This window comes from Candidatus Zixiibacteriota bacterium (assembly GCA_040752815.1).
GTDB lineage: Bacteria > Zixibacteria > MSB-5A5 > GN15 > FEB-12 > JAGGTI01.
Genome location: JBFMGC010000018.1, coordinates 20609 through 41822, shown reverse-complemented (window position 1 = coordinate 41822; position 21214 = coordinate 20609). Strand labels below are relative to the sequence as shown.

The window sequence follows — 21214 nt, the reverse complement described above, 5'->3', positions numbered from 1 at the left end:
GGCCATGGCAGGCCGGATAGCACCTGGCCGGTCCTTCACCAGTCCCCGTTCTCAAAGAAGAGCGATTTCGGCCGAAACTTGTTATTGACAGATGCTCAAATGAGCAGTAGTGTCAATCAGGCAGGCAAGGACTGGCTGAAAGGGCGCAGGATGACCAGAGCAGAACTTACACTGAAGCAGCGGCGGATTCTCGATTTTATCGAGCGGCTCATTACCGAGAAGGGGCATTCACCGACTATACGCGAGATCGGGGAGCGATTTGGGATTAGCTCCACCAACGGTGTTCGCACCCACCTCGCGGCCTTGATCCGAAAGGGGTATCTCAAGAAATCGGATTTCATCTCTCGAGGGCTTGAGCTGACTCGAAGTCTGGCGGCAGGCGCTGGGCGAGTGCCTCTGGTCGGTGCGGTGCCGGCGGGCCAGCCGATTGACGCGGCCGAAAATGTCGAGGGTGAGATCCTGCTGGATGTCTCATTTATGCCGAAAGGGGACACGTTCAGCCTGACAGTCAAGGGAGATTCGATGATCGACGCCGGTATTCACGATCGCGACGTGGTCATCGTGCGTAAACAGTCTGTCGCCCAGAAAGGGGACATTGTGGTGGCGGTAGTCAACGGCGAAGCTACGGTAAAGCGGTATTATCCCGAGGGCCAGCGAATCCGCCTTCAGCCGGAGAACGCCGCCTACGAGCCGATCTATGTCAGTCGCAAGTCGGGCGATTTCCGGATCGCCGGCAAGGTGGTGGGATTGCTGCGGAAAATGGCGTGAACCAAACATTGGTCAGGCCACGGTGGTGCTGAACTGGTGCTTGGCCGCGGAGCGCTCTTCGTGGATGACCCTGCGGTAGAACTCGCAGGTATGACAAGACGCGCCGGTGCAGACTTGTACTCGCGCCAGCCTGTTCGACTCCCTGACCATCCAGCAGGAGCGCCCGGCGGCGATGCCGCCGTTGGTGCCATCGAAAGCCATCGACGTAGACACCGGGCACTCACCCAGTGTGGCCGCCATCAGCCCGCCTCTTTCCCGTCCGCAGTTCTTGAACTCCCAGCAGTTTAGCTTGCGTTCCATGGCGGGCCTCAGAAGTCTCAGTTCTCGATTACTCGCAGCACCGGTGCGAACCGTGGATCCGTTTTGATCTGAGTGATCTGCGCTTCCGAAGCACACTTGAGGAACTTCTCGTAGTCCTTCTGGACTTCCTTGAATTCGCCCATTCCGAAGTGGCTGAGCATCAGGTACTGATGAATGACCGGGTTGTTCGGTTCGAGCGAACGCGCGTCTCGAAAGTGCTTCTCGGCCTTGTCGAAATTGCCCTGGTTGTAGCGGGCACGGCCCAAACCGATATACCCGTCCAGATTCCGTTTGTCGAGACGGGTCACCATGTCGAAATCGGCCAGGGCGGCGATGGCTTCATTACGGGCAAGATAGAGGCTGCCTCGCCCGAGGTAGGCCGGGACGCTCTTCGAGTTGGCCTTAAGAGCATCTTCATAAGCAGCCAGGGCCTGGCTGGGCTCATTATTCATCTGGAAGATCTCGGCTGCCCGCACGAAATCGTCATGGGCGGCGCCGTTGTTGCGAAGATGGCGATAGATCTCGCCGCGCTTGACATACGCCTTGCTATAGCTGGGATCAATAGCAATTGCCTGATTCAGGTCGTTAAGCCCGGAGCTCAAATCGCCCCGGTCAATGGCGCTTAGCGCCGACTGGTAATATTCCAGCTCAGCCCGCTGGCGCGGCTTGGTTTGGACCGACGAAGGTTCAAGTGTTACTTTAAGGGTATTGGTTTCGTCCGTCTTCAGGTCTATTATGCCGGTTGCGTCCTGGTAACCATCCCTGGAAACCGTGTATTTATGGATGCCGGGTTTGAGCTGCGAATAGGTGAGATTTCCGGCCCCGATTACGGATCCGTCAATGCTCAGCCGGGCATTATCCACGTTCGCGGCTAGTGTTAGCCTGGCGAAAGAAGCGGCGGGCGGCGGAGTCGGGCGAGAGACTGGGGCGCTGACTGCCGCCGGCCGAGGCGGCTGGTTTTCCACCGGTCTGGTCTCAGGCTCCGCTGTATGCGCCGTGAATCCGCCCCGAGGCGAGGCTTCAGAAGTTTGCTGTTCGGCCGGCACAATTGCCACGTGAGAGGTAGGCTTGAGCACGATGGTGGTTATGTTGTTGTCCGTGACGGTGGCGTAATCAGATGCGATTACCTGTTGCCCCACCACAAACTCAAGCTTGTAGCTGCCGGCATCCAGGCGGTCGGACTTAAACAGACCCTGGCCATTTATGTCGTATGAGTGACCTAGCTCGGGCAACTGTACCTTGCCGCCCGTCAGAATTGGCTGGCCGCTCTGGTCCAGTACGACCCCGACCAAACGTCCGGCGCCGATCTCTGCGCTCGAACTGAAAAGCATGCCAAGGGTGAAAACGACAATCGCTGCCAGGGAGCCGACCGTGACCATGATAGCCTTGTTTGAGAGCTTCTTCTTCCGCAACACGTACTCGCGGCCACTGATGACCAACTCGTCACCATCATGCAACTCCTGCTGCCCTGTGACCTGGATATACCCTTTAGCGAAATAGGCAATCCCGCGAGACCTCTTGGAGATCTTGGGAGAGTCTCCCATCAGTTCGAAGTCAGTCGTGATGGGGCGGCTGTCTTTGGCCCGTTTGGGAGGGATGATCGGCTCATTGTGGAAACCGGTGCCACGCGGACGGGCGGACGGATCGGCTTCCGAGCCATATCCCACAGTCGCCACACCGATCCCGCTTACGATTTTCTGTTTTTCTTCTTCCGACAGGTATCCTGACCGACTGGCCTCGGCGCGCATCCGACGGGAGATCTCCTGGACCTGTGCGTCGGACAGGCGCTCAAAGCCGCCGTTCGGCTCGCTGTTTCTGTCTCTGGCGGCTGGGACTTCCAGCGGACCGGTCTCGGCGAACATGTCGGCCTCATTCGGCCAGTCAGCCTGACCTGCCAGAACGTCGGTGTACTGGCGGTGCCGCGCTTTGGAATCCTGGACTGAAGAGGCCTCGGCATCCATCAGGTCCGCAGGCGTCTCTATGCCCAGGTTGTCGGCCCCGGAAGACTTGAATCCGCCCACGAGCTCGTGATCGTCGCCGTGTGCTTCCGTTACTACGAAGTCCAGGTTGTCATCTTCGACGTCGGCAGGCCGCTTCGAGTTGGCGGCCGGGTCTTGCCCGGTGGCGGAAGGGGCCTGGTCGGCGGGAGGGCTTGGTATCGTTTCCGGCGTGTCTTTTAGTGCCATAGATTTCTGCAAGTGTTAGGGTTTGGTACTTCAGTAGTATCGGAAAGGGTTGAGTGATTCTTGAATGGACAACAGGGGTTGTTCGTCAAATAGGATGACGGCCGGTCCGAGAGTAAGGCGTCCAAAATCTGGCTTGACAGCTACTCGTAGGGCCGTCTATATTGGCGCTCTGTAATGCTTAAGGAGATATGAGCTTCTTGTTTGCGTGCTCCCCGGAAGGAAGGGTCTGATGTTCAAGCTTGATAGTCGTCTGGCGTTTTTGGCCGCTGTCTTTGGCGCTCTGACCTTGATCATGAGTTGCAGCCAGACGGAAGACATTACCGCCTCCAAGTCCTTGACCAAAATCTGGTTAAGCCCCGAACGGCTGCCCGAGCCGCCACCGGGAATGATCTATGGAGTCTGGGTTTCGAAAGTTGCGTACCCGGAGATTAAGGAACGGGCGGAGGTGATCCCGCTCGGCCGGTTTTCGTATCTCACCAGCGACACGCTGGTTGCTTTTCTGGACGAGAATGGCAACGTTCGGGCCGACAGCAACCTGTTTCAGCTCGAAGGAGACCTCTTTGAGTTCGATTTCCTGTTTGTGACGGTTGAAGTCGACGGTTCCTATCCGTCGCTGCCCGGGCCGGTCATGTTGATGCAGTCCATCACGGGCAGAACGGATACTATCCGTATGTCCTTCCCTCAGCATGATTCCCTGTTTGAAGCCACCATCAGATGTAATTTCGAGACGCCGACTGATGACAATCGTGGCAACGACGGGTACGGCCTCTGGTTCTGCAACTACCAGCCGGTTCGCCTCGAAATCGAGGATACTCTCGACGTTTTGATAAAGTACGTGTGGGATACCATAGAGGTGGTTACCAACCAGGAGGGGCCGTCAGATCCGGAATACGAAACCCTGAACTTCGCCTCCCTGTATGCACCGTACGCGGATTCGGTCTGGTTTGAATTCGACACGATCCTTGTTGACTTCGGTCGTGACGTCTTGGCCCTGGGAATTGACTCTTTTATCCACTATGCAGCCAAGCAGAATGTGCATTATGATGTTGACTCGACTATCCCGAGGATTATCAAAGACTACGGGAACGACATAGATACTATATCTCCTGGCGACTACGATACGATCTCAGGAATCTTTCCGACGACGGTGAGGCGGTCGGTTTTCGTAGATGTGTTCGTCCAGGATTTGTACTCGATTCCTGACCTGAGCGACTATGGCTGGCGGTACAAGGGTTGGGTGGTAGCCGACCATATTCCCAAAGCCGCTGTTGGCGAGTTCACTCCACCCGCATGGGATTTCACCACCGGCGAGCTACTGATCCCCGGTTATCGGGGCGGCTTATTGACTACGGGCCCGTTTGTCGACGAGACCGACAATGATCTCTCCAATCCCTTTACGCTCGAAGTCAAATGGGTGGTGGATAGCGGCAGTTTCTATGACACCGTGCTAAAGCGGCCTCGATTCCCGGGCGAGGATTTCCTTGACGGTGCTGCCCTGAGCGCCGCTACCGGCGGAGTCATCACGACCCCGTACAACCTATTGCAGGATCTGAGTGCTAATACCGGTACGGTATTCGTAAGCATCGAGCCGATAAACCTGGTCCACGATTCGACCAACTTTCCGATTATCATTTTCGCGCGGAATCTGCCCAGTTCCTGGCCTGCATTTGAGCCGGTTTTTGGCACGTTCCTGAATGTTTGGTCGCTCCGGAGCCAGGCTGGATTGGCCACCGGCGCACAAGGGCTACCCAAGATTACAGCGAAGATCCAGAGACTTTAAGATCTGATATTCGCGAGCAAGAACCGGCCGGGGTTTCAGGAGAGACCCCCGCCTTTTGATTGATGTGCGGGAGTCGTTCCCCGTACACAACCACTTCCCCAACCTGCTTGTGATGCAACCGGTTGCGAACAGTATGGAATGCCGGGCCACGGGGTCCCGGACCGTTCCGGCTTCGGCATAGCACCGACAAGCCCCACGAAACATTCCGTTTGCCCCATAACCTGTTAGCCTCTATATTTGAAGTAGAATTTAAGGGTGCAGCTCCAGGGAGCCGGGCACCACAATTGCTCGTAACCTGGTCGCTTCCCTGGTTGTTGTAAAACTTAGGGAGTGGTGTGTGCTGGTACTCCAGCCACCTGACGTAAGAGTCGGGCATCCCCCCTCCACCACTCCCTATCTTTTTGTCTGGCCTTCAGAAAGTACTGCTCCAATAATTTTCTGGTGAATACTTCCGATATCTTTCGAGATGGAGTTTCTCAAAGGGCTTACCAGAACCGGTTCGAAACCCGGTATTATCGTACGCTTGAGCAATCTGATAATCCTCCAGGTGCTTTTCGTATTTGCGGCCCTGGCGCTGATCCTGTTCGTCCCTGACTCTGACCGCTCCGGCTCCGCTGAATTCCGACGCCGAGGACATGCTCTTTATGTTTCCGGGCAGGCAATCGCAGACGGAGTGAAGTACCAGAGCCTGTGGTCGGAAGGTTACTACACTGCGGGCGAACCGTACTCGATTTTGCACGATCGCCTGGCCGCGCACCCTGCCATCGAGCGCGCCGCTCTCGTCCGGGTCGGGGACTCGACCCGTCTGGACGTTCTCTACGTATATGCCGGTACGTCTGTCAGGGAGAGCAGCGATGACTCCGACGAGGACATTTCCGACTTTGTTGATCCGGTCGCACTGCGACACGTCGCCGAGCAAACCCAGTCGGGTCCGGCGCATCCGGCCGTCTCCACCAGTCATCTCGCGTATTATCATAAACTTCCTTCTGATTGGGAGTATGGCCCGTTAGTGTTGGTTGTAGCGGCCGAGCACGGCCTGGCGGTATCGTCGCGAGCTGGATTGCAGTACGCGGTGTTTGTTCTGTTTCTCTGCGCGGCGCTGATCTCGCTTCTGACTGTGAGCCTGCTGCTGCGAAAATTCAAGCGGCCGCTGGATCAGATAATCAGCGGACTCAGTGAAACCGCCGAAGGCAAAATGCACCATCTCGCCGAGCTTGAGAATGACCCCGAGCTGGGGAAGCTGGCCCGGGCCTACAATCAAATGACGCGTCGTCTCTGGGAAGATCGCCGCCAGTTGGACAGCTTTGTCAATCGCCTGGCCAGTACCAATGCCGACTTGAAGGAATCGCAGACGTTTCTATCTACCCTGGTGGACTGCTCCCCGCTGAGCGTGGTGGTAACGTCGCCCGACAGGAGAATTGTCCTCTTTAACAGAGCCGCAACAGCAGAGTTTGGCTACCGTGCGGAGGAGGTTATCGGACGGCCCTTCGATCTGCTGCTGGCTGAGAACTCCGACCACGCCGTGTTCTCACCCGAGGATCCAGGAAGTCGGGAGTTCGAGATAATCTGCCGTCGCAAGGACGGCGTGTTGTTCCCGGCCTTTGCCAATACGGGCGACGTGTGCACGGACGATGGCCGGCTCCTGGCCAGGCTGTACATCTGCCGTGATATCACGGACAGCCGTAATTTCCAGGAGATGATTATCCGCCTCGATAGGTACTACACCAAGGGCGAGATGGCCGGTGATATAGCCCACGAGATAAACAACTACCTGGCCGTTTTGCTGGGAAACGTGGAGTTGATGCCCATGTTGCTCAGCAGGGGAGACCACGAGAAGGTAAACAAGAAACTCGAGGTAATGAAGACCACACTCGAGAAGATCGCCCGCTTTGCCGACGGCCTTCTGGACAGCTCGCCTGATACGGTCAGGCTTGAACCTGCGTCGCTGAACCAGGCGGTTGAGAACGTCATTGCATTTCTTAAGCCGCAAAACAAGTTCGACGTGGTCGAAGTGGTCAAGGAACTTTCCACCGAGATCCCGATCATGCATATCGACACCGGGCAGGTCCAGCAGCTTCTGGTAAACCTGATCTACAATGCCGCCGAGGCGCTGGCCGAAACTGACGGGGAGAGGACCATCCGGGTCGCGACCGCTTTAGTCAGAAAAGACGGGGAGCAGGTGGCATCCATCACGGTTCGCGACAACGGCCCGGGTGTGGTGCCTAACAAAGTACCGCTGCTGTTCAAAACCAGATTCACGACCAAGAAACGGGGCCACGGAATTGGACTGATCACTTGTCGCAAGATTGTCGACAACCACGGCGGCAGTGTGGATTATCGATTCGATAATGGCGCTACTTTCACCGTCCATCTGCCTGTCAAAGTCAGGGCGGCGGGTGAATCGGAACTGACCGCTGACACCCTGACGGCGATATCGTAGCCAAGCTCGTTTTCGTTCCATCGCTCAAACATCGGTTTTAGTTGCCCATACGCGCAAGCGGCAGTACGTTTAGCGCACTATGTCGCCCACGGCCCAAGGCAGCACCGCACAGGACCAGCGTTATCTGACAACGCTGGCAGTGATTCTGGCGGTAGCGGTGTTCCTGATCACCTGGTTTTCCATTCGCAAGAGCCGCTCAGACAGCTTCGAGCTCCTGGCAGAACAGGGGCGGGCATTCACCGAATCACTTGCGCAAGCGTCGCAGAACGCCATCACCTCAGAGCTGTTCTACGATCATCTCGTGCGCCAGCGGTATTCCGATCTGGTGGTCACGCTCATGGATATGGACGTGGACAAGCTCTCCGATCGGGATTGGGCGTCCTTTGCGCTCACCCATGATCTCCTAGGAGCGTACCTCTATCGCCATGACAGCGGCCTGGTCGCCGGGGCCACCGTACGAGGGGTGCAGATGCGTCCTCCGGCACACGTGGAAGCGGAGGTCGACTCGCTGTTTGCCGACCCCGAAACCAGATTTGTTCTTTTGCTCGAAGAGGGCGACACGCCCGGCAAGTCGGTCCACTACTACCTTGAGCTGACCAGTCAGTTGAACCAGGTGGTAGTGTTTGCCAGTGATGCTCTGTTCTATACACGCGCTTTGAGCGAAACCGGGATTGGCCATCTGGCGCAGGCAATGGCGCGCGAGCGGGGGGTGGAGTATATCGTCTACCAGACCATTGACGAGATCGTGTTTTCATCGCGCAGGCTGGACGGGCTATCGGCGATCAGCGAGGATTCATTTCTCACGCAGGCGCTCGACGCCGACAGTATCGTTCAACGCGTCCATGAGCATCAGGGTAAGAAGATTCTGGAAATGGTGAGGCCGTTTTCGACCTCGCAGTATCCCGGGGGTCTGTTTCGAGTGGGGCTATCGCTGGATCGATACTACACGGTTAGTCGAGGGTTTGACCGCCAGACCATAATATTGTCGGGAGTGTTGGTCGTGCTGTTGCTGGTGGCTCTGGCGTATATCCGCGGCCGTCGCAAGCGCTACGAGATGATGGCTGACTACGAGCGCGAGGCCCAGCGTCGGGAACGCCTGTCGGAGATGGGCAACCTCGCTGCCGGTGTGGCCCATGAGATTCGCAACCCGCTCAACACCATTTCGATCGCCGCGCAGCGTCTCGCCCGGGAGTTCACACCCACCGCGAATCATGACCAGTATCAGGGGTTCACCTCCCAGATTCGAACGGAGACCAGTCGCCTCAACGACATCATTACACGGTTTCTGGCGTTGGCCCGCGATGAACAAAAGCAGCAAACAACTATTAGGCTCGATTTGCTTCTTGTCGAGATCGGTGAGCTGCTTAAGGTAGAGGGGGACAAGATCGGGCTGGCCGTGACGGTAACCTGCGAGTCGGGGATCGTATTAACGGCGAACCCTGACCGACTGAAAGAGGCGTTTCACAATCTGTTCAACAACACCAAAGAGGCGCTGGGCGGTCGACCGGGGAAGTTCATGATCGAGGCGGCCCGCGACGGTGATCGGATTCGTATCAGCGTCAGCGACACCGGTCCGGGCATACCGGAGGAACTGCGCGAAAGAGTGTTCGCGCCGTACTACACTTCCAAAGAGGGGGGCACCGGTCTCGGCCTTCCGACCGTGCAGCGGATAATCTCGGATCTCGGAGGGGAGATCGTTATCGACCCGAACTACACGTCCGGTACGAAATTCGTCATCATGATTTAGACTGCGAGTCTGCTGTCGGACAGAAAAAAGCGGCCCAGTTGCCTGAGCCGCTCATTTGAAAAGCAGATACTACTACAAGATCATCATCCCACCGGCTGAGGCTCGGGGGTCTTGACCTTTTGGGCCTGAGCCTTCAGCCATTCGGTGCTGACCGACTTGGGCCGCGTGATCGGCGTACCCAACGCCCGGTTAAGCACCTGCTGCGAAAGCATGCCCATCGCACGCGAGACCGAGAAGAGCACCGTATAGTACTCGAACTGGGTCAAGCCGTAGTGGTAGAGCAGCGCGCCGGAACCGGCGTCAACATTCGGCCACGGATCCTTCGCTTTGCCGGCTTTCAGGAGTACCTTCGGCACCACGTTGAAGACGCGGTCGACTGTTTGGAAGACCGGATCGTCCTTGAGGTACTTCTTGCCGAATTCGTTGAAGGCGGTGAAGCGCGGATCGGTCACACGAAGCACGGCGTGGCCGTAGCCCGGCACCACTTTGCCCGCGTTCAGGGTCTCCCAAGCGTAGTCTTCGAGTTGCTTCTCGGTGGGAGCGCCATCGAATTTCTCGATAGTCTGGAGAATCCAGGCCAGGCACTCCTGGTTGGCCAGTCCGTGCAGAGGGCCGGCCAGACCGTTCAGGCCTGCCGAGACCGCATAGAACGGGTCGGACAGCGCCGAGCCGACCGTGTGGCAGCTGAAGGCCGACACGTTGCCGCCCTCGTGGTCGCAGTGGAGCGTGAGGTAGAGGCGCATCATTTCGGCCGTCTCGCCCTTGTGCGGCTTGAGGCCAAGCATACGGGCATAGTCGGCGCCCATGTCGAGCTTCTTCGACGGCTCAATCAGGTCGCCCTTGAAGTACTTGATGCGGTACACGCCGGCAGCAATCGTGTGAATGGTGCCCAGAATGCGCATGGCATCGTCGAGAGTTGAAATCCAATAGTCGTTCTTGTGGACACCCTTGGTGTACTCGCGACGGAAGGCCGATTCATTCTCCATGGTCAGGATAGCCGTGTCAAGCATGGCCATGGGGTGGGAGGTCTTGGGCATGGCCTTGAGGACTCTCCAGACATACGCCGGAACTTCGCCGTTAGCCTTGAGTTCCTTCTGCAGGCCGGCCAGCTCTTCCTTGGTGGGGAATTCGCCGGTCATGAGGAGCCAGAAGATTTCCTCCGGCCAGCGTTCCTTGATCTTCATGATCGGTTTGCCGCGGATGATCAGACCCTGGTCCGGTTCGACAACCGAGGTATCGCAGACCATTCCTTTGACGCCGCGCATGCCGCCGATGGCCTGCGCGATGGTGACCTCCGAAATTTTGACATCGCCTGTTTCCTTTAGCAGCGCGGTGCGCTCCTGGCGGAGCTTCGGAATCATGTCAGCCAGTTTTTCTTTGAGGGTTTTAGCCATGTCGATCTCCTTTTATAGGCTTATTGCATTTGTGGACTACATGGATCATATTCATAGCCGATGTGAAATGTTTCACATGTTCTTCCAAAACTTAAACCGCGCCGCAGGGGTTGTCAAGCGATACCGCAAAGGTCCGGGATTTATTTGGTCTCGGGAAGCAGTTTGTCCGGGTTGAGCAGGTGGCCTGGATCAAAGACGACTTTGATTGTGGCCATGAGGTCGAGCGCCGGGCGGTTGAATTCGAGGGTCATCAGGTGCCGTTTGGCCAGGCCGATTCCGTGCTCGCCAGTCAGGGTGCCGCCCAGTTCGATAGTCTTCCGCATCAGCTTTTCGACCCATTTGTCGACTTCACGCCGATCGGCCTCGGAGTCAGTCGGGGCCAGAAAATTCACATGGAGATTACCGTCACCGGCATGGCCGAACGAGTTGATTCTGAGCCTGCTCTGACGGTTCATTTCGGCTACGAATCCGACCAAATCCGGGAAGCGGCTGTTCGGCACGGCCACGTCCTCGGATACCCGGAGCCCGGCCATCGCCTTGACCGCCTTGGAGATGTTCCGGCGGACCCGCCAGAGTTCCTCGGCCCGACCCGGGTCGGACTCGCTGCGAAGGTAGGAACAGTGGTTCTTTTCGCAAATCTGGCGGATTTGTAGGGCCTGGTCGGACGCGTCTTTGTCAGATGTCTCCAGCAGAAGGATCGCAGCCGCCCGGTCAAAACCCTCGGACTTTTCGTATTCCTTGGAGCAAGCGGCGGCATCGCCATCGAGGAACTCCATCACAGTGGGGACAATGCCCGCCGTGTTAATGTCACTAACTGTCTGCGCGCCCGATTTCGGGTCATCGAACGCTACAAGAATGGTCTCGCCTCGGCCGGGGAGGGGATTGAGAAGGAGCGCGAGATTCGTGATGATTCCAAGTGTGCCTTCTGATCCGACAATTATGTCGCCTAGTGAAAACCCGCGGCTTTGGTTGAAATAGCCGGTTTTGAGCATCGAACTGTCGGGCAATACCGCCTCCAAGCCGAGAACGTAGTCCCGCGTGACTCCGTAGCGCTTGCAGCGAAGGCCGCCCGCGTTCTCGGCCACATTGCCTCCCAGGGTGCATTCCTCGTAGCTGGCAGGGTCCGGCGGATACGTAAGGCCGTACTTTGCGGCGGCGTTTTGGAGTTCTTTCGTAATTACTCCGGGACCGCAGATAGCTATCTGTTGGTCGCGTAGAATGTCGAGCCTGCGAAGTTTCTCGGTAGAAACTAACAGCCCCTGAGGGGAGACCACACACCCGCCGGAAAGCCCGGTGCCCGCCCCTCGTGCGGTAATTGGAATATGCTCGGCTGCACAGAAACGGACTGCGGTGACGATGTCTTCGACCGATTCCGCCATGAGTAGAGCCGAAGGGACCGCTTCGTACTTTGTGGCATCGCGGAAGTACTTGGGATCGATATTCGTCCCCGCGAGCAGAGTCTCCGGTGCTTTCAGGAGGCCGCGCAGCCGTTCAGCCTGGGTCTGGTTCAATAGCGGCTCCTGTTTTGTCGGGTGTCTCGGATCAAGTGCCGGGGGTTGTTTTGCTTGTCGATGCCGGTTTGGACTCGGGAGACGCTGTCGACTTGTCGCTCGACGAGCTTGCCGTTGGCGAAGAGTCTTTCTTTTGGTCGGCCTTGTACTGGCTGCTCCGGTAGTCGGTGATATAGAAACCGCTGCCTTTGAACAGGAGGCCGGCGCCGCCCGTGATCAGGCGGCGCGTGTGGCCGTGGCATTTGGGGCAGACCGAAATCGGGTCATCGGCCATGGACTGGAACTCCTCGAATTCATGGCCGCAATCATGACAGCGATATTGGTAGGTCGGCATCGCGACTTTGTCTCCGCTCAGTCGTTCAAGTTACCCACAACAACCATCAGCGGCTGGCGGTTCGCACCCGGCCGACATCCGGACCGGCCTTTACGATCTCCGGCGGGCAGCCGTCGCGGAACTTCTTGAAGTTCTCGATAAACAGCGACGCCAACTGGATGTACTTTTCCTCGTAGGCCTGGGGATCTTCCCAGGTCTCTTTCGGATTGAGCACCTTGTCCGGTACTCCGTCGCAACTGATCGGGACCTCGAATCCGAAAAACGGGTCGGTCCGGTAGCGGACTTTTTGCAGGACGCCGCTCAGAGCGTTGTCGAGCAGGGTGCGGGTGTGATGGATACTCATGCGCTTTCCGATTCCGTACGGCCCGCCGGTCCAGCCGGTATTGACCAGCCAGCACTGGGCCTGGTGCTTGAGCATCTTATTCTTGAGCATTTCGGCGTATTTGTAAGGGTGGTGCACCATGAACGGAGCGCCGAAACAGGCGCTGAAAGTCTGCTCCGGCTCCTTACCCAGATCGATCTCAGTTCCGGCCACTTTGGAAGTATATCCTGAAATGAAGTGGTACATAGCCTGTTCAGGGGTCAGGCGCGCGATCGGCGGCATCACGCCGGATGCGTCACAGGTCAACATGACGATGTTCCTTGGGTGACCAGCCATCTTTTCAGGGACATGGTTGGCGATAAAGTCGAGCGGATAAGCGGCTCGAGTGTTCTCCGTAAGGCTCTCGTCGTCGAGGTCCAATCGCCGGGTTACTCGGTCGTAGATGACATTCTCGAGCACCGTCCCAAAGCGCTGCGTACAGGCGTAGATTTGGGGCTCGGCAGTCGGCGACAAGGCGATCACCTTGGCATAGCAGCCGTTCTCGAAATTGAACACCCCCTCGTCGCTCCAGCCGTGCTCGTCGTCGCCGATCAACCGACGGCGCGGATCGGCCGACAGCGTCGTCTTGCCCGTGCCGGACAGACCGAAGAACAGGGCGGTGTCGCCGTCCTGGCCGACATTGGCCGAGCAGTGCATGCTCAGAACGCCGTCGAGAGGCAGCAGGTAGTTGAGAATCGTGAAGACCGACTTCTTGATCTCGCCGCCGTAGCCTGAGCCGCCAATAAGGCAGAGACGCTGTTCGAAATTCAGCAGGATAAAGGTGGGGCTGAGGGTGCCGTCGACCTCAGGCAGGCCCTGGAACGAGGGCAGCGATATGACCGTGAACTCCGGCACGAAGCGGCGCATTTCCTCGTTCGTCTGGGGTTCGATAAACATGTTGCGCGCGAACAGCGAGTGCCACGCGTATTCGGTGATGACACGCACAGGCAGGCGGTAATTGGGATCGGCGCCCGCATAACAATCTCGCACAAACAGGTCGCGCCCCTGAAGATAGCCCTGCATTCGCTGAAACACGGAGTTGAACTTATCGATGTTGAACGGGCGGTTGTACTCGCCCCACCAGACATGCTCTTCGCTGCTGGGTTCGCGCACGACAAACTTGTCGTTGGCGGCACGGGCGGTGTGTTTGCCGGTGTTGACGACAACCGGTCCCTGGAAAGAGAGTCCGGCCTCGCCCCGAAAGATGATTTCCTCGTAGAGGGCCTCGGTGGGGAGGTTCCAGTACACCGTGTGGAGATTGCGAAAGCCGTAGTTGGACAGGCTGTACTCGGCCTTGAGCGCCTGGGCCTCGCGCAAGGCGGGGGTTTTGATGTCTATAATGTACTGACTCATTTCCAATCCCTTCTGAACTTCCGGTCGCCAATGTAAATCTCGTTGGGCGAGTCAGGATCGAGCGCCCACTTGATGCGCCGAATGCCCTCGGTAATCTCCTTGATTGTGCCGCAATAGCTGAGCCGCAGATGGCCCTCCATGCCGAACTCTACACCGGGTACAGTCACCACCAGCGCTTTATCCAGCAGGAATCGGGACAGTTTGACAGAGTCCTTTTCGTAGGCGCGGAAGTCGGGCAGGCAGTAGAATGTTCCGCCCGGTTTGATGGTCCGTATGCCGGTGAAAGCGTCGAGCTCACGCAGCATTACGTCGCGGGAGTTTTCCAGCGTCTGCCTCAGGCTCTCCACGCCTGACTGCACACCTTCGAGGGCGCCTGCGGCGGCGGCCTGGAGCACGATCGACGGGCACGACGTATTCTGCGCGGAGACGTTGATGAGTGTCGATGTCACTTTGGTATTAGCAATGGACCAGCCGATACGGAAACCGGTCATCGCGTACATCTTGGAGACGCCGTTGAGCACGATCAGGCGCGAGTTGTCGGAGTGATCCCTTGCGTAGTCGTAACAAGAAACCGGGCGGCGGCCGTCGAATATGAGCCGCTGGTAGATATCGTCCATGAGGAGATAAATCTGCTTCTTTTCGCAGAACTCGATAATCTCCCGGATGAAGTCCTCGGAGTAGACTTCGCCCGACGGGTTGTTGGGGCTGTTGATGATAATCGCCTTGGTGTATGATCCGACCGCTTCGGCGATGTCGGCCATCCTTGGATGAAAGCGGCCGTCCTCCGGCTGCACGATTACCGGCACGCCGTGAAGCATCTTGACGATTTCCGGGTAGCTGACCCAGTAGGGGGCGGGAATGATGACTTCGTCCTGCGGGTTAAGGATGGTCATCAGGATGTTGTAAACCGCCTGCTTGGCTCCGGCGTGAACGCAGACGTTTTCCGGCGCGACCACTCTGTGGTAGACGTCCTCGGTGTAGCGAATGATCGCTTTGATGAGCGACGGGATGCCCTCGGTGGGTGTGTACCTGATGTCGGCGGTTTTCAGTTTGGCGGACGCGGCCAGGATGGCGTCGAGCGGCACCTTGGTTTTCGGTTCGCCCGATCCAAGATGAATAACCGGTTCGCCCTTGTCGCGAAGCCGCCCGGCTTCTTCGTTGAGGCGAAGGGTCGGCGACTCCTTGACTTCTCTGGCCAGTTGACTGATACTCATGGCTCTATCCTCTCAGTAGTGTCGCAATAGCGGACACGTCAACAATGTCTTGAACGGAACACCCGCGCGACAGGTCGTTGGCCGGCTTGGCCAGGCCCTGTATGATCGGGCCGGTGGCGGTTGCCCCGGCGAGGCGCTGCACCAGCTTGTAGGCGATATTGCCCGCATCGAGGTCAGGGAATATAAGCACATTGGCCTCGCCGCCGAGCGGCGAATCGGGGGCCTTACGTTTGGCTACGTCGGGGACAATCGCCGCATCCACTTGAAACTCGCCGTCTATTTTCAGATTGGGAAAGTTCTTACGGACGAGTTCGAGAGCGGCCAGTACCTTATCGACATCCTCATGCCGGGCGGAGCCTTTGGTAGAGAACGACAGCATCGCCACGCGCGGCTCCTCGCCCGTGAGGTACTTCATAGTCTCGGCGGTGGAGACGGCTATCGAGGCCAGTTGTTCCGGATTGGGATTGGGGATGACCGCGCAGTCGCCGAAAGCGAATACTTTGTCCTTGACTCCGCGATACTCCGGAAGGGTCATCAGGAAGGAGCTCGACACCGCCTTGATCCCCGGTTTCAATCCGATCACCTGGATGGCTGCGCGGAGTACGTCGCCTGTGGTATTGACCGAGCCGGCCACCGATGCGGCCGCCTTATCATGGCGCACGAGCATCGCGCCGTAGTACAGCGGCTGGGCGATAGCCTCGCGAGCAGCATCCTTAGTGATATTCTTCGCTTTCCGCAGATCCATGAACTCATCGACATAACCTTTATAGTCGGCTGCCGCCGCTGGTTCCACGACCTCAACTCGATTCAGGTCGAGCCCGTGGTTGCCGGCCAGCTTCTCAATCTCTTTGCGGTTGCCGAGCAGGGTGACCGAGGCGATCTGCTCGGACGTGAGCACCCTGGCGGCATCGATCATGCGCGGCTCGGTCCCTTCGGGGAGCACCACTCGCCGATGCAATTTGCGGGCTTTTTCATGTATGGCAGCAACTACGCTCATGACATCTCCAAATACTGTAATATCGGCTAAACAAGTTGCTCGCGAAGTTCCGGATTGGACAGAAACGCCTGGATGAACGGATCGAGATCACCGTCCATGACGGCCTGCACGTTTGAGGTTTCGTGCAGGGTGCGATGGTCTTTGACAAGGTTGTAGGGATGAAAGACATATGAGCGGATCTGCGAACCCCACTCAATCTTCTTCTTGGCCTTCTCGAACTTCTCCATCTTCCTGGCTTCTTCCTCGCGGTGAAGCTGGTAGAGCCGTGCCTTCAGCACGGTAAAGGCGGCATCTTTGTTCTTGTACTGACTTCTCTCCGACTGGCAGGTTACGACAATCCCAGTCGGGATATGGGTGAGCCGGATAGCCGACGACGTCTTATTGACATGCTGGCCGCCTGCGCCGGAAGACCGGTACGTATCGACTCGCACGTCCTCGTCTTTGATTTCGATTTCCACGTTGTCTTTCACGACCGGGTAGACGTGAATCGAGGCGAACGACGTGTGCCGCCGGGCGTTGGCGTCGAACGGCGAAATCCGGACCAGCCGGTGCACCCCGGATTCAGCCTGCAGGAACCCGTAGGCGTAGTCGCCCTTGAACTCGAGAGTAGCCGATTTTAGTCCGGCCTCTTCGCCGGGTTGATAGTCAAGTAGTTCGACCTCGAAATTCCGCCGCTCCGCCCAGCGGTTGAACATCCGGAACAACATGTCGGCCCAGTCCTGAGATTCCGTGCCCCCCGCGCCGGGGTGGATTGTCAAAATGGCGTTCCGGTGGTCGTCCGGCCCGGAGAGCATGGCCGCCAGTTCGAGTTTCCCCAGCTCCTGTGAGAGTGTGGTCAGTGAACGATCGAGCTCAGCGACTTCGGGAGAGTCCGGATCGATAATCTCAAGCAGCTCCGCGGAATCGTCAAGCTCCCGCTGGAGGCTTTCAATCGACGCGATCCACTTCTTGTGGCTGGCGACTTCCTTGAGGGTCTCCTGAGCGGTCTGATTGTTGTCCCAGAAACCGGCCTCGACCGTCCGGGCTTCAAGCTCGGTCACTTTCTTCTGACGCTCGTCGAGGTCAAAGATACCTCGCTAGCTTGTCCACACGGTCTTTGAGTTGCGGTATAAGAGTTCTTAGTTCAGCAGTAACCACGGTTCGCACTCCGGGCCAAAATCAGGCCGAGAATATATGTTTTTTTCCGAAGGAGGTCAAAACTTATTCGACCTCTCCGCCCACAATTCGCGTGCGTATAAATATCTGTCCGATAAGCCGTTATTGGTCACGCCAAGTATTGACAGTCCGGTCAGCGTGTGTATTTTAGCGCGATGGCAACTCAGGTGCACACGCTGGTGGTGGGGCCGTTTGCGGCCAATTGCTACCTCCTCTGGGAAAGAGACACCGCGGAGGGTCTGATTATCGATCCGGGCGCCGAAGCCGATGAGATCGCCCAAGCGGTGGACGAGTTTCAGATCGCCCCCAAGGCTATCCTGCTGACCCACGGGCATGGCGACCATATCGCCGCGGTTGCCGAACTCAAGCAGCTTTACAACGTGCCAATGTACATTGGACGAGGCGAGGAAGAGCTCCTGGCCGACCCAAGCGCCAACATCTCAGCCTTTTTCGACCACCCCATAGTGGCGCCCAAGCCAGATTCTTCGGTCCGCGACGAACAACTGATCCGGGTAGCCGGAATCGAACTTCTGGTCCTGGCCACGCCGGGCCATACGCCGGCCGGGGTTTGCTACCTGGAGGAAGAGGCCGGCCGGTTGTTTAGTGGTGACACGCTGTTCGCAGGATCGATCGGCCGGACCGACCTGGCCGGCGGCGACTATGAGCAGTTGATAAGATCCATCGAGACTAAGATCATGCCCCTGCCTGACAATGTGACGGTGTATCCCGGCCACGGGCCGCAGACCACGGTGGGAACCGAGCGCGTCTCCAATCCGTTCCTTATCAAAGGCCGCTATGCGTGAACTCGACAATATCGTCCCTCTGAACAATCTTGGGCTTACCGACTACCACTGCCATTGCGATTACAGTATCGACGCGGTCGGCACCATCGACGAGTACTGTGAGGCGGCGCTCAAACGCGGGCTGGCCGAGCTGTGTTTCACCACTCACTGGGATACCGGGCCGCTGAGCGGAGATCGAATTCGAATCGACGGCCACGAGAAGCCGGCCGTGCCGGACAACCTGGCGCCGTATGTCGACGACGTCCTTCGAGCGCGCGAAAAGTACTACCAGCGTGGCCTCTGGGTGGTCCTGGGTCTCGAGTACGGTTGGTACCCCAACTGTCAGGAATCGGTAATAGCTCTGAAAGACAGGTACCATTTCGACTTTGTCTTGTGCGGGGTTCATGAATTGGACGGGCGCTGTTTCTCGTGCGAGGGGTGTTTCCCAAACTGCTTTCCGCACTACTCAGTCGAACAGATCGTGGACAAGTACGTGGGCGAGATTGTCGCGGCGGCAGAAACCGGTCTATTCAACTGTATCGCCCATCTCGATTATCTGCGGAAATACGGTCAGGGTTTCTACGGTCCGCGGCTGAACGAACTTTTGCTGGACCGCTTGATCAGCGTGGCGTTCCCGGTGCTCAGGTCTACCGGGACGGCGCTCGAAGTCAATACCTCGGCGATTCGCCGCAAGTTCGACGATTATTTCCCCCGGGCCGCGATCGTGAATGCGGCGCGAAAAGCCGGTATCGAAGTGCGCTACCTTGGATCCGATGCCCACGCTCCCGACCAGGTGGGGTACGATTTCGACGCGGCCGTAGCGCTGGTGTCGCCCTGGTTCGAGGCCTGGTGCGAAGATTGAGACGGTCACAGGCCGAGCGATTTGAACAGGAAGCTTCCCCGGTCTTTCTATAATCGGCCCACTCTGCAGGTGGCCCGCGAACTGCTTGGCAAGATCATCTCCTATCGTTCCCGACGGGGGATGCTTTCGGGGCGCATTGTCGAGGTCGAGGCGTATATCGGCGAGGACGACCCCGCCTGCCACGCGGCGCCCGGTCCGACCAAGCGCAACCAGATCATGTACGGCAAGGCGGGATTCAGTTACATCTACTTCATCTACGGCATGTACTACTGCTTCAACGTGGTAACCGAAAGAGCAGGCTTCCCGGCCGCGGTATTGGTGCGCGCTGCCGAGCCGCTTAATGGTATCCATATCATGAGAGAGCACTCGCCTCGTTCTCGACCCAGCGCTATCCTGAGCGGGCCGGGCAAGTTCTGTCGCTCATTCGGCTTGACCACACGGCAGTCAGGTGTCGATTTGACTGGTCCGGAGCTTTTTCTGTGCGATGATGGATCAGATGCCGGCGAGATCATCGTCACACGACGGATCGGTATCAATAAGGGGGATACGTTGCCGTATCGGTTTTTTGTCGCGGGATCGGAGGCGGTATCGGGCCCGCGCGAGTTGCGGCACTCCCCGATTCCAACAGGTAAGTTTTAGCTGTCCCCGCGGCAAGTTCCTGCGTATAAAGAACCTGACCTCTTTTGGGAGATACGGCAAGTTGTTCGAACAAGATCTGATTCATCGAGCTATTATATACGGGCCGGTCATTCTGTTCTCCCTGACTCTGCACGAATTCTTTCATGCCTGGACGGCGATGAAATTTGGTGACCCGACCGCGGCGCGCCTGGGGCGTTTGACACTCAATCCGCTGGCCCATCTGGACCTGATGGGTACGATAGTGATGGTGGCATCAGGTTTTCGTTTCGGCTGGGCCAAGCCGGTGCCGGTCAACCCGCTGAATCTTCGCAATCCCAGGGTCGCCGATATCTGGATTTCCGCCGCCGGGCCGCTCTCCAATCTCGCGCTTGCGCTTCTGTGCGGTTTGATATTTCGAGTGACCGACGCCCCCGAAGTGGTTCAACGTCTTCTCATGGCCGGGGTGGTTATCAACGTCACGCTGGCGTTTTTCAATATGATTCCGCTGTTCCCTCTCGACGGTTCCCACGTTCTCCGCAACCTCCTGCCACGCGAGATGGCAGCCGGGTATGAGCGTTTCGAGCAGTTCGCCCCATGGCTGCTCTTGATTGTCGTAGTCAGCGGCTTATTCTGGCGGGTGCTTGGACCGGTGGTGGGTGCCGTGGTAAGGTTCTTGCTCGGAATCTGAGAGGGAATGGCCACACAGATCATGATGCAGCCGCCACGGTGTCTCCCCGCGCTCAGCAGGTTAGGGGCTTGTTTATCCATTATCTGTCTCTTGGCCGGTTGTCAGACATCGAGAGATATGGTTGTCGGCGATGAGAAGGCCGAGACTGGCGTCGTGGCCGACGCTCTCTCGTTCAATGCCCGCCTCTGGCGTGAGGGTAAGCCGACCAGTTTCAAACTTGAGCTGTATGTGACCGACAGCGTGGTGGGACTATCGGGCCGAGGGTATCTCGGCAAGGGGGCCCTCAAGGGGTGGCTGACCGGTGATTCGATCAAGGTCTTTTTCCCAGGCACAAACGAGTATCTATACGAGTCACTCGATCAAGTCGCGCACAAGACAGATTGCCCGGTGACTGTGACCGGCCTGAATCTGTTGGGTCTGGCTACGACTCCGCCGGATTCTGCGGCACTGGCGAATCGGATACTCGTGACCACCGACAATCGCCGCCAGAACAGGCTGGAGTTCGACATAGGACCCACCGACACTTCCTGTGTCTGGCAGGTGAATCTGATATACGACCGCGAGAAATCAGGCTGGAGTGTTCGCGATTTCCGCTTCGTCAGCGGCGACGAGTTGGTTCTGAAAGCCACGCGGGAACGCTACCGCCAGGGAGTCCGAGTCCCGCGGAAGCGATTCGAGGTAGTTATCCCGCCTGACGCGACGCGAATAACCCCCTGAAAATCAA

The 21214-nt window shown here is 57.7% G+C and carries 18 protein-coding genes; 9 read left to right on the top strand and 9 right to left on the bottom strand.

Annotated features, from left to right (window positions below):
* The first annotated feature begins 150 nt into the window (after window positions 1-150).
* Window positions 151-768 (top strand): transcriptional repressor LexA, encoded by a 618-nt coding sequence (gene lexA, locus AB1772_06515; protein MEW5795998.1) that lies wholly within the window; start codon window positions 151-153, stop codon window positions 766-768.
* A gap of 12 nt (window positions 769-780) precedes the next feature.
* Here the strand turns inward: lexA and AB1772_06510 are convergent, their stop codons facing one another.
* Both AB1772_06510 and AB1772_06505 read right to left on the bottom strand, forming a co-directional pair.
* On the bottom strand, window positions 781-1068 hold the full coding sequence (locus AB1772_06510) for a two-CW domain-containing protein (protein MEW5795997.1): 288 nt from the start codon (window positions 1066-1068) through the stop codon (window positions 781-783).
* A gap of 17 nt (window positions 1069-1085) precedes the next feature.
* Window positions 1086-3254, bottom strand: coding sequence for a tetratricopeptide repeat protein (locus tag AB1772_06505; GenBank protein MEW5795996.1), 2169 nt, complete (start codon window positions 3252-3254; stop codon window positions 1086-1088).
* 229 nt (window positions 3255-3483) lie between these two features.
* On the opposite strand from AB1772_06505, the gene AB1772_06500 reads away from it, so the two are divergent.
* The 3 genes from AB1772_06500 to AB1772_06490 all read left to right on the top strand — a co-directional run bounded on the left by AB1772_06500 (window position 3484) and on the right by AB1772_06490 (window position 9221).
* The gene (locus AB1772_06500; protein ID MEW5795995.1) at window positions 3484-5034 is read left to right on the top strand and encodes a hypothetical protein; all 1551 of its coding nucleotides are present in this window, start codon (window positions 3484-3486) and stop codon (window positions 5032-5034) included.
* A gap of 466 nt (window positions 5035-5500) precedes the next feature.
* A complete protein-coding gene (locus AB1772_06495; protein ID MEW5795994.1) occupies window positions 5501-7474 on the top strand; it encodes an ATP-binding protein in 1974 nt (657 codons plus the stop codon).
* Between the two features lie 79 nt (window positions 7475-7553).
* Window positions 7554-9221, top strand: a complete 1668-nt coding sequence (locus tag AB1772_06490; GenBank protein MEW5795993.1) for a HAMP domain-containing sensor histidine kinase — start codon at window positions 7554-7556, stop codon at window positions 9219-9221.
* Window positions 9222-9304: 83 nt separating this feature from the next.
* Here AB1772_06490 and AB1772_06485 read toward each other — a convergent pair whose 3' ends face one another.
* From AB1772_06485 to prfB, 7 genes are all read right to left on the bottom strand, one after another.
* Window positions 9305-10615, bottom strand: coding sequence for a citrate (Si)-synthase (locus AB1772_06485; GenBank protein MEW5795992.1), 1311 nt, complete (start codon window positions 10613-10615; stop codon window positions 9305-9307).
* A 140-nt stretch (window positions 10616-10755) separates the two neighbouring features.
* Window positions 10756-12126, bottom strand: coding sequence for an FAD-linked oxidase C-terminal domain-containing protein (locus tag AB1772_06480; GenBank protein ID MEW5795991.1), 1371 nt, complete (start codon window positions 12124-12126; stop codon window positions 10756-10758).
* 31 nt (window positions 12127-12157) lie between these two features.
* Window positions 12158-12460, bottom strand: coding sequence for an FmdB family zinc ribbon protein (locus AB1772_06475; GenBank protein MEW5795990.1), 303 nt, complete (start codon window positions 12458-12460; stop codon window positions 12158-12160).
* Between the two features lie 46 nt (window positions 12461-12506).
* Entirely contained in the window at window positions 12507-14174 is a 1668-nt protein-coding gene (gene pckA / locus AB1772_06470; GenBank protein MEW5795989.1) for a phosphoenolpyruvate carboxykinase (ATP), read from the bottom strand.
* On the bottom strand, window positions 14171-15388 hold the full coding sequence (locus AB1772_06465) for an aminotransferase class I/II-fold pyridoxal phosphate-dependent enzyme (protein MEW5795988.1): 1218 nt from the start codon (window positions 15386-15388) through the stop codon (window positions 14171-14173). The genes pckA and AB1772_06465 overlap by 4 nt, the downstream gene beginning before the upstream one ends.
* Window positions 15389-15392: 4 nt before the next feature.
* Window positions 15393-16385, bottom strand: coding sequence for a phosphate acetyltransferase (gene pta, locus AB1772_06460; protein MEW5795987.1), 993 nt, complete (start codon window positions 16383-16385; stop codon window positions 15393-15395).
* Window positions 16386-16411: 26 nt separating this feature from the next.
* Window positions 16412-17495, bottom strand: a protein-coding gene (prfB, locus tag AB1772_06455) for a peptide chain release factor 2 (GenBank protein MEW5795986.1) whose coding sequence is annotated in 2 segments (ribosomal slippage) — window positions 16412-17461 and window positions 17463-17495 — 1083 coding nt in all. Because the reading frame shifts where the segments join, the coding sequence is not laid out codon by codon here.
* Between the two features lie 200 nt (window positions 17496-17695).
* On the opposite strand from prfB, the gene AB1772_06450 reads away from it, so the two are divergent.
* The 5 genes from AB1772_06450 to AB1772_06430 all read left to right on the top strand — a co-directional run bounded on the left by AB1772_06450 (window position 17696) and on the right by AB1772_06430 (window position 21207).
* The gene (locus AB1772_06450) at window positions 17696-18343 is read left to right on the top strand and encodes an MBL fold metallo-hydrolase (GenBank protein ID MEW5795985.1); all 648 of its coding nucleotides are present in this window, start codon (window positions 17696-17698) and stop codon (window positions 18341-18343) included.
* A complete protein-coding gene (locus tag AB1772_06445; GenBank protein ID MEW5795984.1) occupies window positions 18336-19184 on the top strand; it encodes a histidinol-phosphatase HisJ family protein in 849 nt (282 codons plus the stop codon). Before AB1772_06450 ends, AB1772_06445 begins: the two co-directional genes overlap by 8 nt.
* A gap of 21 nt (window positions 19185-19205) precedes the next feature.
* Window positions 19206-19823, top strand: coding sequence for a DNA-3-methyladenine glycosylase (locus tag AB1772_06440; protein ID MEW5795983.1), 618 nt, complete (start codon window positions 19206-19208; stop codon window positions 19821-19823).
* 61 nt (window positions 19824-19884) lie between these two features.
* Complete coding sequence (locus AB1772_06435) at window positions 19885-20490, top strand: site-2 protease family protein (protein MEW5795982.1); 606 nt, start codon at window positions 19885-19887, stop codon at window positions 20488-20490.
* Window positions 20491-20607: 117 nt separating this feature from the next.
* A complete protein-coding gene (locus AB1772_06430; GenBank protein ID MEW5795981.1) occupies window positions 20608-21207 on the top strand; it encodes a hypothetical protein in 600 nt (199 codons plus the stop codon).
* Window positions 21208-21214 lie beyond the last annotated feature (7 nt).

What these genes read in the sequence shown, in the direction of transcription:
- AB1772_06500 (MEW5795995.1), top strand. Translation starts at nt 3,484, where the DNA reads ATGTTCAAGCTTGATAGTCGTCTGGCGTTTTTGGCCGCTGTCTTTGGC.
- AB1772_06505 (MEW5795996.1), bottom strand. Translation starts at nt 3,254, where the DNA reads ATGGCACTAAAAGACACGCCGGAAACGATACCAAGCCCTCCCGCCGAC.
- AB1772_06430 (MEW5795981.1), top strand. Translation starts at nt 20,608, where the DNA reads ATGGTTGTCGGCGATGAGAAGGCCGAGACTGGCGTCGTGGCCGACGCT.
- AB1772_06495 (MEW5795994.1), top strand. Translation starts at nt 5,501, where the DNA reads ATGGAGTTTCTCAAAGGGCTTACCAGAACCGGTTCGAAACCCGGTATT.
- pta (MEW5795987.1), bottom strand. Translation starts at nt 16,385, where the DNA reads ATGAGCGTAGTTGCTGCCATACATGAAAAAGCCCGCAAATTGCATCGG.
- AB1772_06450 (MEW5795985.1), top strand. Translation starts at nt 17,696, where the DNA reads ATGGCAACTCAGGTGCACACGCTGGTGGTGGGGCCGTTTGCGGCCAAT.
- lexA (MEW5795998.1), top strand. Translation starts at nt 151, where the DNA reads ATGACCAGAGCAGAACTTACACTGAAGCAGCGGCGGATTCTCGATTTT.
- AB1772_06475 (MEW5795990.1), bottom strand. Translation starts at nt 12,460, where the DNA reads ATGCCGACCTACCAATATCGCTGTCATGATTGCGGCCATGAATTCGAG.
- AB1772_06445 (MEW5795984.1), top strand. Translation starts at nt 18,336, where the DNA reads ATGCGTGAACTCGACAATATCGTCCCTCTGAACAATCTTGGGCTTACC.
- AB1772_06485 (MEW5795992.1), bottom strand. Translation starts at nt 10,615, where the DNA reads ATGGCTAAAACCCTCAAAGAAAAACTGGCTGACATGATTCCGAAGCTC.
- pckA (MEW5795989.1), bottom strand. Translation starts at nt 14,174, where the DNA reads ATGAGTCAGTACATTATAGACATCAAAACCCCCGCCTTGCGCGAGGCC.
- AB1772_06465 (MEW5795988.1), bottom strand. Translation starts at nt 15,388, where the DNA reads ATGAGTATCAGTCAACTGGCCAGAGAAGTCAAGGAGTCGCCGACCCTT.
- AB1772_06510 (MEW5795997.1), bottom strand. Translation starts at nt 1,068, where the DNA reads ATGGAACGCAAGCTAAACTGCTGGGAGTTCAAGAACTGCGGACGGGAA.
- AB1772_06490 (MEW5795993.1), top strand. Translation starts at nt 7,554, where the DNA reads ATGTCGCCCACGGCCCAAGGCAGCACCGCACAGGACCAGCGTTATCTG.